This window comes from Paenibacillus sp. LS-5 (assembly GCF_056121505.1).
On sequence record NZ_JBWAVA010000014.1, the window covers coordinates 123,290 to 140,811 of the forward strand.

Genomic DNA, 17,522 nt, shown 5'->3' on the forward strand with positions numbered 1-17,522 from the left:
TTTATTTTTCGACAATTTACACCCTTTCCAATTAAATCTTTTTGGACTATAACTATATAATGTATTGGGAGATAATTCGTGGGACAACGAAAAAAATGAAGGATGTGCGACGATGGATTTTAGACTTTCTCTTGAACAGTTAGAGTACCAGCAGGCTTTCAAAGATTTTAGCGACCGTGAAGTCATGCCGTATGCACAGAAGCATGATGAGGAAGAAAAGCTTGATGAGCATGTTCTAGATGCGCTCAAATCCTCCGGCTATCTGGGCTCCATGATTCCAAGGGACTATGGTGGCATGGGGATGGACTTGGTTAGTCTGGGACTGTTGAACGAAGAAATCGGAAGGGGCTGCGCCTCTGTGCGAAGCCTGTTGACTGTTCATGGGATGGTTGCACTCGGAATTCTGAGATGGGGAACTGATGAGCAGCGCTCTTACTGGCTTCCTAAGCTAGCCTCTGGAGAAGTGATCGGTGCTTTTGGCCTTAGCGAACCCAATGTCGGCAGTGATGCCAAGAGCGTGGAGACCAAAGCAGTTCTGGTCAATGGTGAATATGTATTGAACGGTGTCAAAAAGTGGACAACTATGGGCCAAATTGCGAATATTTTCACAATCATTGCTGAGCTTGACGGCAAACCGACTGCATTCTTAGTCGAGCGCAGCCAACCCGGACTCACCGTGAAGCCAATGCGTGGACTTATGGGAGCCCGGGCAACCATGATCGCTGAGCTGCATCTCGAAGATTGCCATATTCCTGCTTCTTCGATGATCGGCGCATCTGGTACAGGTCTCTCGCATGTGGCCTTGTCCTGTCTCGATTACGGACGTTATACCGTTGCCTGGGGCTGCGTCGGAACAGCCCAAGCCTGCCTGGAAGCTAGTATCAGGTACGCAAGAAAACGCAAACAGTTCGGCAAGCCCCTTCGGGAGAACCAACTTATTCAAAAGATGGTTACTGAAATGATCGTAAATATCAGAGCTGCCCGTCTGTTATGCTTGAATGCGGGGTATCTGAAGGAAATAGGCGATCCTGACACGATTATGGAAACATGGAACGCGAAGTATTTTTCCTCCATTATCGTAAACAAAGTTGCTGGCGATGCTGTGCAGATACACGGAGGAAATGGCTGCATTAGAGACTATCCCGTGGAACGCTACTTCCGTGACGCGAAGATTAACGAAATCATCGAAGGAACCACACAGATGCACGAAGTCCTGATCTCTCTGAACGGTTTCAGAACCATATAATCCTTTTGAAACATCCATTTACCTCAATAAAAAGCACCTCTTACCTTCCATCCGGCCACCTGAAGGGGCACACCGGAGCGAATGCTTCAAGAGGTGCTGTTTTTAATAACCAACGCCCCCTGCTTTGTCATACACTAAGCTCCATTTCCGCCACGATTTTTGTGACTTTTTTCATAAAGAATCTCGTGATTCGACTAACCCCCCTTACGATTTATAGGTCAAAAGTATAATTTTACGCCTGTTTACATAAACCGGTGTATTTCTTGATTCTTGAGAGTTAGGATATTAGACAACAAGCAGTTGGGCCATTCTAGGGACGTCTGCTGATCGATCTCTTGAGGAGGAAGAATATGAAGGAGAAACACTCAGGTTGGAAAAAGAAGCTGAAGAACGGCGCACTTGTTGTAGCAGTAGCCTTACCGCTGCAGTTGTTCACATTCGGAGCCGCCCCGGCGGTACACGCGGAAGGCCCAAAGAATCCTGCTCCTTTCATTGAAGCCAAAGTCGCCAACGGGCATGCTGGCCAAAAGATTCTGTTCGACAACGCTCATGAACAGACCGCGGGAGCGGCCGACTGGGTCATCGACGGCGCTTTTTCCGACTTTGGCAATGCGCTCGCACAGGAAGGTTACTATGTAAGTGAACTGCGTAAAACCACTCCTATTACTTTAAGCGATCTTTCAGATTATGACATCTTCATAGCAGCCGAAGCTAACACTCCTTATAAAGTCAGCGAACAACAGGCGATGGCAGAATATGTGGAGAACGGCGGCAGCATTTTCTTCATCGGAGATCATTATAATGCGGACCGTAACAAGAACCGCTGGGACGGCAACGAAGCCTTCAACGGCTACCGGCGCGGGGCCTGGGATAATCCGGCCAAAGGAATGAATGCCGAAGAAGCGGGTTCCGAAGCGATGCAGGGTGTGGTCAGCTCTGACTGGCTGGCGGAAGAGTTCGGCGTCCGCTTCCGTTACAATGCGCTCGGCGATCTCAACGCGACCCACATTGTCGCTCCTGACCAAGCTTTCAGTATCACATCAGGAGTATCGGCAGTAGCGATGCATGCCGGTTCCACGCTCGCTATCCTCGACCCTAACCAGGCGAAGGGGATCGTCTATCTGCCGGAAACGAATACTGCCTGGGGCAACGCTGTAGACCAGGGTGTTTACAACGGCGGCGGTGTGGCGGAAGGACCTTATGTGGCAGTTGCGAAGAAAGGTGCCGGCAAGGCAGCCTTCATCGGCGACTCCTCACCTGTAGAAGATGCGACACCGAAATATCTACGCGAAGACACAGGTGCCAAGAAAACGACCTACGACGGATTCAAAGAGGCGGACGACGCCAAGCTGCTTGTGAATACGGTTAACTGGCTCGCTGAGCAGGAAAATTATACAGATTTTACTCAAGTGAGCGGTCTGATACTGGATCAGCCAACGGCGCTGCTGCCGTTTGAGGAGCCGGCATTGTCAACCGAACCGACGCCGGAGCCTTGGGCCGCACCTAATGCAGGCTACAAATGGTATGATCCCAGCACCTTCAAGCCGGGCTCCTACGGCGGACCGGCTGCTACAGAGAGCGCGGCGTACAGCTTCACGCACCAGGCGGTGCTGCCGAATGCGCAAAATTTCCTGATCCGTGTCAGTGCAGATCATCTTCCAGCCGGCACCAGTGTATCCGGCTTCCAGTTGGGCATCTACCAAGTGAGCGGAGGCGCCCAGATCGCCAAGATTCAGAACAGCGACGGGACATGGCCAAGTAACTACGGTTATAGCAGCAACTTTATACTGACGGCTGACCAGAACGGACATGCTTCCAAGGATTTGACAGTCCAGATAAAACCGGGCACCACGGCCGCATCCAACTTGCGCCTGCGTCTGAACGGCACGAACCTGAAGACGGAAGCAGTCACGCTGGGCAATGTCCCGGCAGAACCGCTCCCGGCTGAGGAAGATCCGGTTCCGGCGGTCATTTCCATCAGCGAAGCCAGATCCAAAGCAGCGGGATCACTCGTTACCACTCAGGGGACTGTAACGACCGAGCCGGGCATTTTCGGCGGACAAACCTTCTATCTGCAGGATGAGACCGGGGGGATCTATGTCTACCAGACTTTGAACGGCTTTCATGCCGGTGATACAGTCAAGGTAACGGCATCCACCGCAATATATAATACAGAGCTGGAACTTGCTGAGGTAGTAAAGATCGAGAAAACCGGCACAGCGGAGCTGCCACAGCCCGTTACGGTTGCAGCGGTGAACGATGTCAACCAGGGCCGGCTGATTAAGCTGGATGGCGTGACCGTGACGAACATCATCAGCGCATCCCCAAGCGGATCATTTGAATTCGATGCTAATGCTGCGGACGGAACCAGCAATCATGTACGGGTGGATGTGCGGACGGGCATCTCGATAGACAGCTTCCCCTATGCAGAAGGACAGAAGCTGAATATTACAGGTGTCGCGGCGATCTTTAAAGGTGTCTATCAGCTCAAACCCAGAAGCCTTGCAGACTTCGCTGCTGTTGAAGAAAATGCTGCTCCAGTGACGACGGCTTCGCTGTCGGCCAATCCTAACGCTTCCGGCTGGCTGAACCACCCCGTCGAAGTTACCCTTACAGCCAATCCTGGCACGGCTACCATCTATTACGCGCTGGATGACAAGGCAGAAGCTGTATACAGCGTGCCGGTAGCCGTAATCGAAGACGGCCGGCATACACTGACATACCATGCGGTGTCGGGAAAGGATAAAGTGGAAACCGCCCAGACGCTCAACATCCATGTTGACTCGGCTCCGCCTGCTGCCGAGCTGACGGAATCCGGCCATGCGGTCGGAGATGTGGAGGAATCAGCTCAGCTTCACTTTGAACTTACTGCCACCGATGCCCTGTCGGGTGTTGCCTCCAAACAGCTTCTGCTGAATGGGCAGCCGATTGCCGAACGCCAGAGCTTAAGCGCCGCCGAGCTGGGCGCCGGGTCTCATACCATCGGGTACATCGTAACTGATGCCGCAGGCAATACCACAGAGAAGAGCTATTCCTTCCGGATTACGAGTGGGACCGTACTCGCAACGGACAAACCCGGCCAGCCGGTGTTATCCTCGAACAGCGGCTATGCCCATGGCCTTAGTGACGGCAATTATACCGTCAGCATGAACCTCTTTTGGGGCAACAACGGTACGGGCTATAAGCTCTATGAGAACGGTGTTCTTATCGATAGCCAATCCCTGAAGGATGTATCTCCGTCTGCGCAGACTGCCAGTACACAATTTCACGGTAAAGCAAACGGCACTTATGTATATACGGCAGAGTTAACTAATAAATACGGCACGACAAAAAGTAATACACTTACGGTGACCATCCGCGATGCGAGTCCGGGTAAGCCGGTGTTGTCCCAGGACAATTGGGATGGAGACGGCACCTACAAGGTGACGATGAATCTGTGGTGGGGCACTAACGCCACCGAGTACCGCCTGTATGAGAACGGACTGCTAATCGACACACAGCCGCTGAATGCTAGTACACCCGAGGCGCAGAGCGCAGAGACTGCCATCAACAACCGTACACCCGGCGTGTACGAATACCGGGCAGAACTGGTTAATGCCGCAGGAGCGACTGTCAGTGATACGATTAAGGTAACCGTCAACCGATAGTCGAGAGGTAAAAAGAAAGAAGAGCAGCCTTGGCTGCTCTTCAGATCTCTGAGAAACCCAAGGTCATATACGATCTTGGGTTTCTTCGTATGGTTTCTTCGACAAGCAAAAGACAAGCCTACAGGGAAACCAAAATATCGCGTATCTTGATACAACCTAATTTTCCTCAGGGCATCATTAGCGATGATAAACACATTACTCAGCACTTCCGGTACGTCATACGCTACATCGCCGCTTATAACATATACCTGCTCAGCTACTTCCGAAATTGGTTGTAATAAATCCATGCACTGAGCGTAATATTCTGGGTTCGTTTCAATACACAACATATGCCTAGAGTCTTCGGTATCAGCAAAATTCTTGGAAAATTAAATGCATGTGTACACCAGCATCCAGCTTACATGCAGTTGGTAGCTGTAATTTTTTTGAACACAATCCACTTTGCCATGCGATTTACTGCTAACCTTGTGCTCCAGCGTAAATCAACGCTTACTGTTAAATTTAATAGTTACTAGACTAATATAATTATATGGGGACGCAAAAAAGCACCTGAAATCACCATAAAGGTTTTCAAGTGCGCTAAGTTTAATAAGTTAATTTAAGTTGCTTCGGTGATTCTAGCTTAGATTCATATTCTAGGCGAAATGGAAATTCTCTATATTATTTGATTTCAAGACCCGGAGGGTTGGGTTTCAATAGATTTCCGATGAATATGGAAACCCAAGGCAAAGTAAGATACGCAACGATTACAGTTTCTATCAGAAAAGGGGGATTTAAAAACATTTTCACTTTCATTTAACAATCTTGCCCCTCCGCTAATGCATCTGCTACCGAGCCCATAGAATGATTTTTCACCCTTTGTAACAATACATACGCATTAGAATGCCACCAATTAATACTATGTTGTTGTGGTAAATTGAATCCGTCATCTCGTTGAAAGACCTACTACTACGTTCCCCATTATTCAAATTGTTTGGTCTTTTAACCTTTATTAACCTTAACCAACGCATACTAAAATACATTGGGTCCGTCCCAAGTAGTCGTTTCATAGCTTATGGGACAGTCCCAATGTATTACGTGTCTGTACTGACTAGATTCGATCTAAGTCTCTATCAGCTTCTATTTGAAGTTGTATCGTTTTAGGTCCCATGTATTTCTGTGCAGTCCTTAGGATCGCTCTATCATTTCCGAGTATTTCTAATGCCGTAATTGAAAAAACATTATTTAAGTGAGTATCTTCGCAGTTAGATACTTCTTCAAAATATTTAAAAATACTTTCTAACAGATTAATGTTTTTTTCCTCGCTTAATAGTTTAATTATTTCCGGCATGAAGATGTCCTCCATTATGACAGTTTCTAGCACCTTACCGTGAACCGCGATTGATTTTCTATACGCATCATCAGTTGAAGGTAAGAAATCTAACATTTTTCACAAGAATTCTTCTGATTTTTTATTCATAACCACCAACTCCTATTTAAACAGTTTTATTGCGTTCTCTAAATCATCTCTTAAAGCATCAAGTATATCTAAGTCATTAAGACCAAGTTTCCCGGATTTCGCTAGATCATTTAGATTTAACCGTTCCATTGCTTTTACTAGATGCTTTGAAGTACCCTCGTAAAACTCCTGTGTCAGTTTAAAAGTAGTCCCACCATCTCCAAATGTTGCACCTGGTCTATAAAGCTCATTTACTATTTTGCTTAAATCACCACTTTGAATAAGTAGATAATAATTTATCTCTAGTAGAACCAGTAAATTCGGGCATTTTGTCTAACAGTTTAGTAACTTCATTAATACTCATGCCAGTTGTGGGAGCTGTTGTTTGAGTTGTTATCAAGCTATACAAACTTCATAAACTGAGAATACTAATTTGGGAGGAAGTTGCTTTTTCAAGTATGGATCCAGTATTTAGGGACTGGGTAAGAAAAAAACGACACTGAGCATTTGGGACTGACCCCCGTTTATGAGACAGGGATCAAAACACCTTACAAGTTTAAGCAGCCAGTCGCCTGTAATCCACCGGCGACTGGTTATTCAGTTTCGCTTGAATCCGAATTGAGTTATAGTAAGTGATGTAGTCTCGAACGGTCTGTTCAACGATTGCAGTCGTTGTACACATGAGATCTTCGAGGTAGAACGTTTCAGACTTTAGTGTGGAATGAAACGATTCAATGGGGGCATTATCAGCGGGCGTTCCTTTACGGGACATACTCATGGTAATGCCTTTTCCTTTGACTACGTTCTGGTACGCCTGAGACGTATACACGCTGCCCTGGTCGCTATGGAGCAGCATATTTGTTTGCTCTGGAAGTTGGTCCAGCGTATCCAAAACCAAGGACGTGTCCTGCTTGTCCGCTATACTGTAAGCGACAATCTCTCCGTTGTACAGATCCAAAATACTTGAAAGGTATAACATCTTGCCGCCAAACGGAAAATACGTAATGTCAGTGACTAGTTTTTGTAAGGGAGCTACTGCATGAAATTGCCGTTTTAACAGATGTTCCGCAGGTTGTGCTGGTTGCCCCGTGGTCTTTCGTTTCTTCATCCTCACGCGGCACTGCAGTCCCTCACGTTGCATGATTCGCTGAACCCGTTTGTGGTTTATGGGCTCTTCTGACCGGAGCAGGGCGGTGATTTTTCGGTATCCATACCGGAACTTATGCTGATTGCAAAGCTGAGCAATTTTCTCTACCGTCGGATCTGGATGCTCGGTCTTGGCGGCTGCCTTCCAGCGGTAATAGGTAGCTCTAGCGATCCCGAGCCTTGTACAGGCCTCAGACACCGTCACTTCTTCTCGGATGGACTCGACCCAGGCAATGACAACCTCTGGTTCCACCTCCTTTCCAGTTCCTCGTACTTTTTTAACAAGTCTAATTGTTGCTTCAAGAATCGGTTTTCTGCTTTTACTTTTTCGAGCTCCGAGGAGTGTTCTGGACCTTTACCGTAACTGTATTGCTTACCTACAGGCTGCTCCATACGATGAATTTCGTTTTCTCGATACCACTTCATCCATACCCAGAGTTGTGCCCTATTTCGTATGCCCAACTGCCTCATAACCTCACTTACTGGTACTCCTGCCAATCTCAATTCTATAGCTTTCATCTTTATTTCTACGGGGTAGCTCACTCTGGTTGCCAACGCAAAAACACCTCCAAGGTTATCTCCCTATCTTACGACAAGGTTCCATTCTCTTGAAGGTGTTTTGATTTGTCTCAGTTATGGGGTCAGTCCCATTTCGATCACATGTGGTTTTGATTGTTTAATCTTTTTGAACTGTTACTCCTAAGTCTAAATACGGTTTTAAACTCGTATTTAGCAGGCTCTGAAAATCACCCTCCTCATATTCTGTTACCATTAACTCGATAGATTCAATCTCGACTATTCTCATTCTAAACTTACACGAATCCATGTCACCATCTTTCTTTAATACTATACAGTTTAAAACGAAATCATGGTCTACAACTAAATGTGCTTCTTCCTTATCTTTGGGGCTATACCAGGTGCTGTTTACTTTATCCTCAAAGTGTTTAATGTTCTTATATTTAAAGGGACTAATATAAGAATAACCATACTCAAAATACAAAAACTCCTCTTTCTCTGGGAATTGAAATACTAACTCTAACAAAAAATCAAGACCATTCTCTCTATTAAAAATTTGCTCTAAATAATAGACTGACATTTCACATCTCCTTACCAAGGATATTCTTCGTCATCACCATATAAATGCATTGAAGGATTTATTGTTGGGTGAAAGTGATCCCTATATCGATAAGTGCTTTTAGAATTTGTTAAAGTTTGCCCAATGTGTAGATTTCCAACAAGATTCCCATTTCTATCAAATACCTTTACTTTAAACATATCAGTTGTCGGATACTCTGCTTGCCCATAAACATAGCCATTTGCCTTTATATAAGCGCTTAGATCACCAACATTTTGCCAATACTGATTGGAAGCAGAAGGCTTAACGTAATATAAAGATGCTGTCACATTCATATCACTGGTTATTATTCTTAGGAAAGCATCCTTCTCACTCAATATTCCCCTTTGTTGATCTAAAACCAAAGTAGATTTCGAACCTTCCTCACAGGTATATTCTATGGCTAAAAAACCACGTCCAGAATATACGAACTCCGCAGTCCCTTCCATGCAACCATTAGAAAGATAATTGCATGCATTATTTCTTAACGCATCGGCACTGGCTGCTTCCAACTCTTTTGATTTTCCGGTCTCCTTAACATACTTATTATACTGTTTAGAACTCATATCGTCCAAGAGACTCCATGCTTTTTGGTAGTCATTGAGTTCATACATGGCAACTGGATTTAGGAACTTATCGTACCCATAAGATTGCTCAAGTTTATGTCCACTCGGATCAACATACCTTAACGGATTATTACTCACATACGTATACAAATTCAAACTCCGCGGATCATCAGTCTGCCCTTCATACGTATCCTCATTAATAAACCGTCCCAGAGATGGGGCATAGTTACGGGCTCTTAAGTAGACTTGTCCGGTAATCGGATCTAACTGCTCTCCAGAATATCCGAATCGGTTGTCAACTCCATCGGCTACCTTGTTGATGTTACCAAATGCATCGTACGTATAGGAGCTCGTAAGTTTGCCACTCGAATCCGTCAAGCCAACGATATCCCCATGGGCATCTTGAAGATACGAATATTGCTTATCCTGCGCATCCGTCAATGCCAATAGATTATTCCCTCGAATATAACTGGATACACGTTGCCCATCTGGAGTTACTTCAGCAATCATTCCTGATCCGCTAAATATAAAATTCGTCTGCATCCCATTCTCGGTAATGCCCGACCGTATACCAAGTGGATCATAGCTGTATGTCATCCAGGTTCCATCGCTCAGATCAGACTCAATTAAACGGTTGAATCCATCATACGTGTAGGTTCGGTTACTGGTCGGACCTTCGGCAGATAACATATTCCCATTCGGGTCATAGGTATAGCTAGTCTTCACCCCATCCGTAAGCGTACCTAACAAACGGTTATTCGCATCATATTCATAGGTTGTTTCTTGAACGCTTGTCTTATGACTAAGCCGATTGCCTGCTTGATCATAACTATAGGATTCCGAAGTCTTAGAATCTTGAACGCTCGTCAGCTGCTGTAATTTATCATAGGTGTATTTGGTGGTTTTACCGTTCTCCAGCGCTGCTACTTTGTTGCCATTATTATCGTAGGTATAGGATCGTTGATCCAGCACCTGGCTCTGCCCATTCTTACTTGTCACACCCAGCGTGTTCTGATTCTTGTCGTAAGTATAAGCTATGGATGTACCATTGGCGTTCAGGATCTTGGATATCTCATTATCCCTATTGTACTGATACTCAGCAACCATTTTCCCGTTACTATGAACCTGCTGCATTTGGCCTGCTTCATTGTAGGAGTAATTCGTTCGAGTCCCGGTTGCATCTTCAACAGACACTTGCTGTCCTTCCAGGTTATATTGGTAAGCTACATGCATATCCCCGTTACGGTTATATTGTTTCAGCCAACCATTGTCTGTATAGGTGAACCGGTCGATCATTTCTCCATTGATGGCAGCTAATAAACTTCCATTTTGATTATATAAGTAAAGCTCTTCCTCACCTGTCTCCTGTACTTTAGCTCCAGTGAGTTGATTATCTGAGTTATACGTGCACTGCCCAAAATATGTTTATATCTCCCCCTCGTTCAGTCGGACCCCAACGATTCAACGTGGAGTGGATCTCCAGGCAAAGATGTTATCTATTTCTTTTGCTCGGCGGCGCTTTTTACAGGTGTTAAACGTCCAGTCCATTCGCGATTTCGAATCGCTCATTTCCTCCAATTGGGTGCGTGTGTTCATCGTCGACGATTCCATCTTGAGCCGCAATTAAACAGAGTTATTGGCACGAGACTTTGAATATTCTACCGGCAAATTCTCGAAAGGATACAACTTGTTTACACCGGGCTGGTCGAATGGTTATACATAAGCTCCGCTTGAATTTTGGGCGGTAGCTTTCAATGGCTTTGATAAGTCCGATCGTTCCGATGGATATCAAATCTTCCATATCCTCACCCGTGTTATCGAATTTTTTGAGATTGTGGACACGATGCGATGTAAAAAACTGTGTATTTCCGCCACTTGCGTACACTTGGGACTCTCATCCATTAGCACGATGCGCTGCCAAGCGTGCAAAAAACTGACGTCCTGAACTCCGGACGTCAGCCTCATTTGTTGTATACTATCTATTGCTGTTCAACTTCTTTAAGCAACCTTAAAACCAATGTTATGGCTTCCGCCCTTGTTGCCTGATCATTTGGAGCAAATTCATTACGATTATTACCCTCGATTAGACCTGCCTCATATGCAGCTGCTACATACTGCTGTCCCCATGAAGGAATGTGATCCACGTCTGTAAATTGAGCCTTTGCAGTAAAGTCTGTCTTCAAACCCAGCGCCCGGACGATCATTACAATCATGTCTAAGCGGGTTATCTTTGCATCCGGCCGGAAGGTTTGGTCTATATAGCCTGTAACCCAGCCGGATTTAACCGCATTTGCAACATACGACTTCGCCCATGACGGAATGCTTCCCTCATCTTTGAAGGAAACCCTGGATGGCTCAGAATCCACGTTCAACGCACGACCCAGCATGACCACAAATTCACTGCGGCTAACCTTTTCATTAGGACGGAAAGTTCCGTCTTCATAACCCTTCACAATATTGCGTTCCACTGCTGTTATGATATTCTCTTGAGCCCAATGCTTATCTACATCTTTAAACTTAGGCTGACCAGCATTTCCGGCGATGCCTGTGTTTCCTGTGTTTCCTGTATTTCCTGTATTTCCTGTATTTCCGGAATTGCCAGCATTTCCGGTGTTACCAGTATTGCCGGTGTTGCCCGAACCTTCGTCTGGCTTCACTTCTGCTTTCAGAACCGTTAACACGAAGCTTTTCTGTGCTTCTGCTCCATCTTTCTTAAGGGTTGCTGACAGAGTTACCTCGGTTGTGCTGGATGGACGGTTGACTTTCCCTGTGACAGAAATGATATCGGGTTTGCTTGAGGTCCAGGTGATCACACTGCCATGCTCGCCTACAGCCGGCAAAATAACATCCTTCGTAACCGAGGTCTTGAGGTCTCCAGCCGCATAGCCGATTTCAAGACGATCCTTATCCAGATTTACATCCAGCGGTTTCGGCAAGTTTCCTAAAGTTATCGTTACGGAGGCCGTATTTAATGGGACGGTAACGATACCTTTTTCATTATCTACTGTACCTGTAGATACAGCCGCAATGTTGTTCACCAAACTTGGCAGTTGAACGCTAAAATTAACTTTTCCAGCTTCAATCTTAGCTTGTTGCATATCGCTGTTAAAGGTAACAACGAGTTGATTGTCCTTTCGGGCGACACTATATCCAACTCTGCCTCCTTGAAGTGCAGGATAGTTCTGCACACTCGCCACTACATTATTATGCTGTGCAGCTTCAGTGACCCATTCCTTAGGGATACCGCGGCCCACGATAATCTCATACTTCTGATTGTGATCAGAAATTCTTTCGGCAATCAGAGAGTCAATCAACACTTTGGAATTTACAGATTGTCCCCACATATGCTGCGCCGATCCGCCGCCGCCTGGAGTATTCTGCAGATTCAAACGGTCATTACTTTGTGCCCAAGGGCTTCCCGCGACGGGATAATTGATGCCTTCCCACCAGCTGAACGGTCCGCTCATTGAATGTTCAATCATGAATTCGTAAGCTTTAATGCCCATATCCCGGTACTCTTCTCCACGCAGCGCAGCACTACCATAACCAGCGTTATAGGCGCTTGAATAGAAGCCATGCGGATAACCACCGAAGTTGTACGGAGAATCTGTGGTATCCTCTTGAATGCGTCTGTTTATTCCGTATGAATACGTATCATCCAGCATTGTCAGGTTAATATTGTCTTCCGGCTGCTCCGCTCCGTACAGATACCCGTCCCAGTGCCATCTGCCGAACAGGAACATGGAAGCCCAATTCGCATCCCTTGAATCTCTCATGCGGTTCTCATCATTGCTTTCTACGACCGATGCCGGAATATAATCAAGCCCTTTACCGGTTATTGTTTGCTGCAATTCGGCTGTGAATTTGGCTAATAAATCATCATACCGGTCTTTGGCCCACTCCGCCTCATGCAAATAATATTCGTCATTCTTCAAACGATATAATTCCCGGGTTAAGTACTCATAAGCGGTCAGACCGGTCAGGGCAGAATAGTTGTCAATGGTCCAATTCCCCTCCGAATCAATCGCATATGTTTTTTTCATAATCCCGTCCGCGTTGCGGTCACTCTCAATGCTTCTCGCACCGAATTTCACTCGCTTCTCAAATACGGTGCCGGCAGAACCGTCATCAGCAGTCATCGGTTCATCAAAGATCGAGGCGTCACCTGTCTTGCTTAAATAAACAGCATAAGCCCATGGAATCTTCCAGTTGGTATCCCAATACAGATTGCTGTCGACCTGACCTGTCTCAATATTGATTCCGCCTGTCAAAGGGATACTCTTCAGATAATCCTGAGCATGGTTGAAATCTCCGCTCTGAATTAAATCAACCAGAATCCCCAGCGTATCATGAGAAAATAACCGGGCATATCCGTTTTCACCTACATGCAGGTAAGTATTGTCCTTAATGATCATTGTATCGATATAACCGGACTTGAATGCATTCTCAAGCTCTCCGTTCGGCAAATCGATATCAACGACTTTGGAGAGTCTGGTCTGCCAATAGGCTTTCATTTCATTGTAGTTATCTTCAAACGTTCCCTGAACAGCCACCTGCTCCATAGTCAGTGAAGTAAACTGGGTTGCGTTCTTGTCAAAGTACTCATACTTATCCGCTTCAATCGCATATTCTCTCACAACGCTCTCTCCGGGCTGAGCCGTGTAAGTATTCGCAGCGGCCGCATTGATTGGAATCAGATTTCCTGATACCACCGGCAAGAGCATAATATCGCTTGAATGATTCGTAGCCGTTATTCTGGAATAGTTGATGACATAATCCTTGTTGTTTACCGTATGTTTGTTAGCAAAGGTCTCAATCTTGTATGTCATTTTATTCTTGGTATATTCACTGATCAATACCGGTAAATAACCTTCACCCTTAGTCCATTGAATGTTACTTGTATCGGTCACGCCGAAGGTAACCAGTTGTTTAGGGGCAACCGGGCCATGCTGTTCGGGACGGCTTCCTCCGATCTGATAGGAACCATCCAGAAATCCAAGAGATGCATTCTTGTCACCTTCAAAACCAAAGGCCGTTGTCAATTGCTCATTCGTTTCATACTTGTATTTGCCCGAGACCTTCAAGTTATGAACCGCTTCCAACACAGCGGAGTATGCGGTTAATTTATCGCTGTCCGAAGCGTTTGCATCCAGCGCCTTGGCAGCTTTGACAGCCTCATTCATGGTATTCACTGAACTGATGGTATACCCTTTAATGACTGCCCGGCTAATTAGATCAATCTGACCGGCAAAAGCAGCCATATCCATATTGACTACCAGATTATCCCTGGCATTCTTTAATTGACTGTGGGCCTCATTAATTTCTTCCTGCTTGGCATCGAAATTATTTACATACAGATTGGCTTGAACCAATGCAGCTTCCAAGGCAGACCATGACTGTACAGTGTACAGCTTACTGTTATAGTTATATTTAGTAATTTCATTGATCAAGGCCTGTAGGGACGTTCGATCCGTATCCGACTTTTTAATAATCCTAAGTATTCCTGTACCCAGGTGTGCTTCGGATTGGAAAGCTCCCGAGACACTTTTACCGAAATACTCACTTGCCGTATCTCCATTCTTCTTCATGACCATCCAGCGGTATTTACCGGAATACAGATTTTTCTGTGATAAAACCAGTGTATACCGTGTATTTCCGGCGAGGTTATAGCTAAGTGGAATTGTGGTCATACTTCCATCGGTTACACGATCCCTGCTGACCTCCGTTTCTGCAAGGGGCGTACCTGCCGGGAATCCGGAACTATCCGTACCATATAATTTAACGGTCAAATCACTTACATTATTGGACATCTTTCTCACATTTACTTGTACATACTGCATTTCAAAGCTCTCATCGACCGTAAAGGTCTGATATCTGTCCTGCTGATCCCCGGTGCTGCCGAACTCATATTCATTTTCTGCGGCACCTGTGAAATCGATCATAATGTTTGTTTCTCTTTTTACCAGAGCGGCTTGTGCAGTATGAAGTAAGACTAGTGCACTGTCAATTTCATCTTGAGAAGCGGTGGCCTTTTCCAGGATGCCTTTGGCCTCTTCTCTTGCATTTACAAAGTGCTGCCAGGATTCATCCGTGTATAAACCCTGAAGCTGATCCTTCACTTTATTATATTCATTTTGCAAAATACTTTTGTCGGTAACCTCCCGGCTGCTCAGTGCCAGCCCTGAGAATGACATATTCCCCCATTGTGAAAGAGTTTCAGTCTGCAGGCCTTCCACTTTCAGTTCCACATTGGCCGGCACCTTAATTTGATACTTGTATATTTCTGAGGTAGCTCCTGCACTGATTTCCCTGGTCTCCACAAGATTCGAATCTGCATAGATCTTCACAGCCACTCTAGACTGCCACATCCCGATCCCAAATACGACCGTCGACTCATGCGGCTGTGGTGAAACCCTAAATGTCCAGCCTACATTATCATATATTCCCGCATCTCTGTTCTTTGGGAAAAACACGCCGAAGCCTGTATCTTTGACAGCACTTTCATATCCGGGCATACCGTCATTCCAGGAATAGGACAGATAATTCACATCATTTCCCTTATCAGGTTTCCCCTCAGTACCCGTGGTACCGTTTCCGTATACATTAAAGGTAACAGAGCTTGGAGCCGCTTTTTTAATCTGGGTGATATCATCCGGGCCGTTACCCTTCAGATGCAGCCAGTCCACATTACCTACCTGTGACAGATCAAGCGATAATTCCCCTTGTACATTACTCTGGACGATCTCAAGTGCGGCGGAGCCTGCTGCAGCATCCGCCCCATAGGCTACCTTAGGCAGGCCCAGTGAAGTTGATGTTATAAACATAGAAAACATTAATAACACGGCTGTCATTTTTCTGAATGGTATCCTGAGCATTGCATTACCTCCATTGATTTTATTTACCTTTCACTTGTTGTCCGTGGATGGTAACAAAAAAGTCCACGATCTCCTGAGTGGGACAACGCAGACTTTTCTGTTACGAATACTATTCCTTCAGAGAGCTCCTGCGGTTTCCCGCCTTACTTTTGTCCATACTTTTCTTGTAATTCATCAAGCAATTCCTTCACAGGCAGCTTTCCGTCTTTAAAGATAATCTCTTCCACACCTTTCAGCAGATCCGCATGGAATGCTTTGGTCTGTTCCGGATAAGCGAACGGCATGCCTGCCTTTTCCATATTATCGAATACAGGCTTAAGCTCAGGATATTTCTCCAGATATTTCGGGAGCAGTGACGATACGGCAGGCGAGTAGCCCACAGTTTCTATAGCATCTATTTGTGCTTCGTCACGTAATGCGTAAGCAATAACCTTCATAGCCGCTTCTTTATTCTTGCTTCCTTGTAGAATGGAGAGTCCATGCGAGTAAGCACTTTGTGCGTTTACAGTACCTTTAGGCATTGGTAAAGCGATCAATTCCAGACCCGGATTTGCCTCTTTCAAATAACCAACATACCATGGGCCCGCTGTAGACATCGCACCCTTCTCTTTCGAGAATACCTCACCGTCCCAAGGTGCGCCGATTTCAATCGGTGCAATAGCTGCCTTGGATTTCAGGTACATATCTACAAAGAACTGGAGGCCTTTCACATTCTCTGCAGAATTGATGGTCTTGCCAAAATTCCAGCCTCCGCCGAAAGCGTGTACATATTGTGTAATATGGAATGGATCAATGCTGCCTACGATCCCTTTAACGCCATCTTTTGTCATCGCTTTAGCCAATTCCAGCATTTCATCCATCGTCTCCGGATATTTGGTAATGCCGGATTGATCAAACATTTTTTTATTGATAGCGAGCATTGAAGTGGAAGAGTCATAAGGTATACCATATAATTTACCGCTATCGGTCCAGCCTTTAAAAAGTGAAGCCGTAATCCGGCTCTTGTCAAACCCAACGGTCTCCATCAGCTCATCCAGGGGCTCAAGCACACCTTTCGCAATGTACTCATAGTTCCCTTCATCGGACATGGCAATAATATCCGGACCCACACCTGCAGCAATGGCAGCCGGCACAGCTTTCCAGAATTCATCGCTTGTCGGATACTGCTGCAGCTTAACCTTAACCTCCGGATATTTTTCTTCAATACCCTTAACCATAAATTCGAAGTTTTTTTGTTCAGCTGAATTGGCCCAATAAGCCATGCTTACTTCAACCGGATCGGCAGGTTTCTCTGTTTCCTTTACAGCATTGGTTTCGTTAGTCGTCTGCCCGGATGAATTATTGGTTTTGTTAGAAGAACAAGCAGCCAACAGACCTGTGAGCATGATGCAGCACAGTATGAGCGTCATTGCTTTTTTCATCTATTTAATCCCCTTCGATTCAATTCGCCAACATTGTTGAACGTACTTCTATCATAAGGAATCGGACAT

General features: G+C 45.6%; 8 protein-coding genes and 1 pseudogene. 2 read left to right on the forward strand and 7 right to left on the reverse strand.

Going from position 1 to position 17,522, the window contains the following annotated elements:
- The first annotated feature begins 112 nt into the window (after positions 1 to 112).
- Together AC0MA3_RS19395 and AC0MA3_RS19400 are read left to right on the forward strand one after the other, a co-directional pair.
- Complete coding sequence (locus tag AC0MA3_RS19395; RefSeq protein ID WP_474657376.1) at positions 113 to 1,246, forward strand: acyl-CoA dehydrogenase family protein; 1,134 nt, start codon at positions 113 to 115, stop codon at positions 1,244 to 1,246.
- 350 nt (positions 1,247 to 1,596) lie between these two features.
- The gene (locus tag AC0MA3_RS19400; RefSeq protein ID WP_474657377.1) at positions 1,597 to 4,893 is read left to right on the forward strand and encodes an endonuclease; all 3,297 of its coding nucleotides are present in this window, start codon (positions 1,597 to 1,599) and stop codon (positions 4,891 to 4,893) included.
- A gap of 1,090 nt (positions 4,894 to 5,983) precedes the next feature.
- On the opposite strand, the gene AC0MA3_RS19405 is transcribed toward AC0MA3_RS19400, so the two are convergent.
- The 7 genes and pseudogenes from AC0MA3_RS19405 to AC0MA3_RS19435 all read right to left on the reverse strand — a co-directional run bounded on the left by AC0MA3_RS19405 (position 5,984) and on the right by AC0MA3_RS19435 (position 17,453).
- Positions 5,984 to 6,319, reverse strand: coding sequence for a DUF7674 family protein (locus tag AC0MA3_RS19405; protein ID WP_474657378.1), 336 nt, complete (start codon positions 6,317 to 6,319; stop codon positions 5,984 to 5,986).
- A gap of 568 nt (positions 6,320 to 6,887) precedes the next feature.
- A protein-coding gene (locus tag AC0MA3_RS19410) for an IS3 family transposase (RefSeq protein WP_474657379.1) occupies positions 6,888 to 8,032 on the reverse strand; the annotation gives its coding sequence in 2 pieces (ribosomal slippage) (positions 6,888 to 7,741 and positions 7,741 to 8,032; 1,146 coding nt in all).
- Between the two features lie 121 nt (positions 8,033 to 8,153).
- Positions 8,154 to 8,573 carry a hypothetical protein gene (locus AC0MA3_RS19415; protein WP_474657380.1) on the reverse strand — a complete coding sequence of 140 codons (420 nt, stop codon included), beginning with the start codon at positions 8,571 to 8,573 and terminating at the stop codon, positions 8,154 to 8,156.
- A gap of 11 nt (positions 8,574 to 8,584) precedes the next feature.
- Positions 8,585 to 10,453 carry an RHS repeat domain-containing protein gene (locus AC0MA3_RS19420; protein ID WP_474657381.1) on the reverse strand — a complete coding sequence of 623 codons (1,869 nt, stop codon included), beginning with the start codon at positions 10,451 to 10,453 and terminating at the stop codon, positions 8,585 to 8,587.
- Between the two features lie 442 nt (positions 10,454 to 10,895).
- A pseudogene (locus tag AC0MA3_RS19425) lies at positions 10,896 to 11,042 on the reverse strand (sigma factor); the annotation flags it as partial.
- A gap of 94 nt (positions 11,043 to 11,136) precedes the next feature.
- Positions 11,137 to 16,032, reverse strand: a complete 4,896-nt coding sequence (locus tag AC0MA3_RS19430; protein WP_474657382.1) for an S-layer homology domain-containing protein — start codon at positions 16,030 to 16,032, stop codon at positions 11,137 to 11,139.
- Between the two features lie 143 nt (positions 16,033 to 16,175).
- Positions 16,176 to 17,453, reverse strand: coding sequence for an ABC transporter substrate-binding protein (locus AC0MA3_RS19435; RefSeq protein ID WP_474657383.1), 1,278 nt, complete (start codon positions 17,451 to 17,453; stop codon positions 16,176 to 16,178).
- Positions 17,454 to 17,522: the final 69 nt, after the last annotated feature.

Bases quoted from the DNA above. Each gene is read 5' to 3' on its own strand.
- AC0MA3_RS19395 (WP_474657376.1), top strand. From the start codon at position 113: ATGGATTTTAGACTTTCTCTTGAACAGTTAGAGTACCAGCAGGCTTTC.
- AC0MA3_RS19400 (WP_474657377.1), top strand. From the start codon at position 1,597: ATGAAGGAGAAACACTCAGGTTGGAAAAAGAAGCTGAAGAACGGCGCA.
- AC0MA3_RS19405 (WP_474657378.1), bottom strand. From the start codon at position 6,319: ATGTTAGATTTCTTACCTTCAACTGATGATGCGTATAGAAAATCAATC.
- AC0MA3_RS19415 (WP_474657380.1), bottom strand. From the start codon at position 8,573: ATGTCAGTCTATTATTTAGAGCAAATTTTTAATAGAGAGAATGGTCTT.
- AC0MA3_RS19420 (WP_474657381.1), bottom strand. From the start codon at position 10,453: ATGATCGACCGGTTCACCTATACAGACAATGGTTGGCTGAAACAATAT.
- AC0MA3_RS19430 (WP_474657382.1), bottom strand. From the start codon at position 16,032: ATGCTCAGGATACCATTCAGAAAAATGACAGCCGTGTTATTAATGTTT.
- AC0MA3_RS19435 (WP_474657383.1), bottom strand. From the start codon at position 17,453: ATGAAAAAAGCAATGACGCTCATACTGTGCTGCATCATGCTCACAGGT.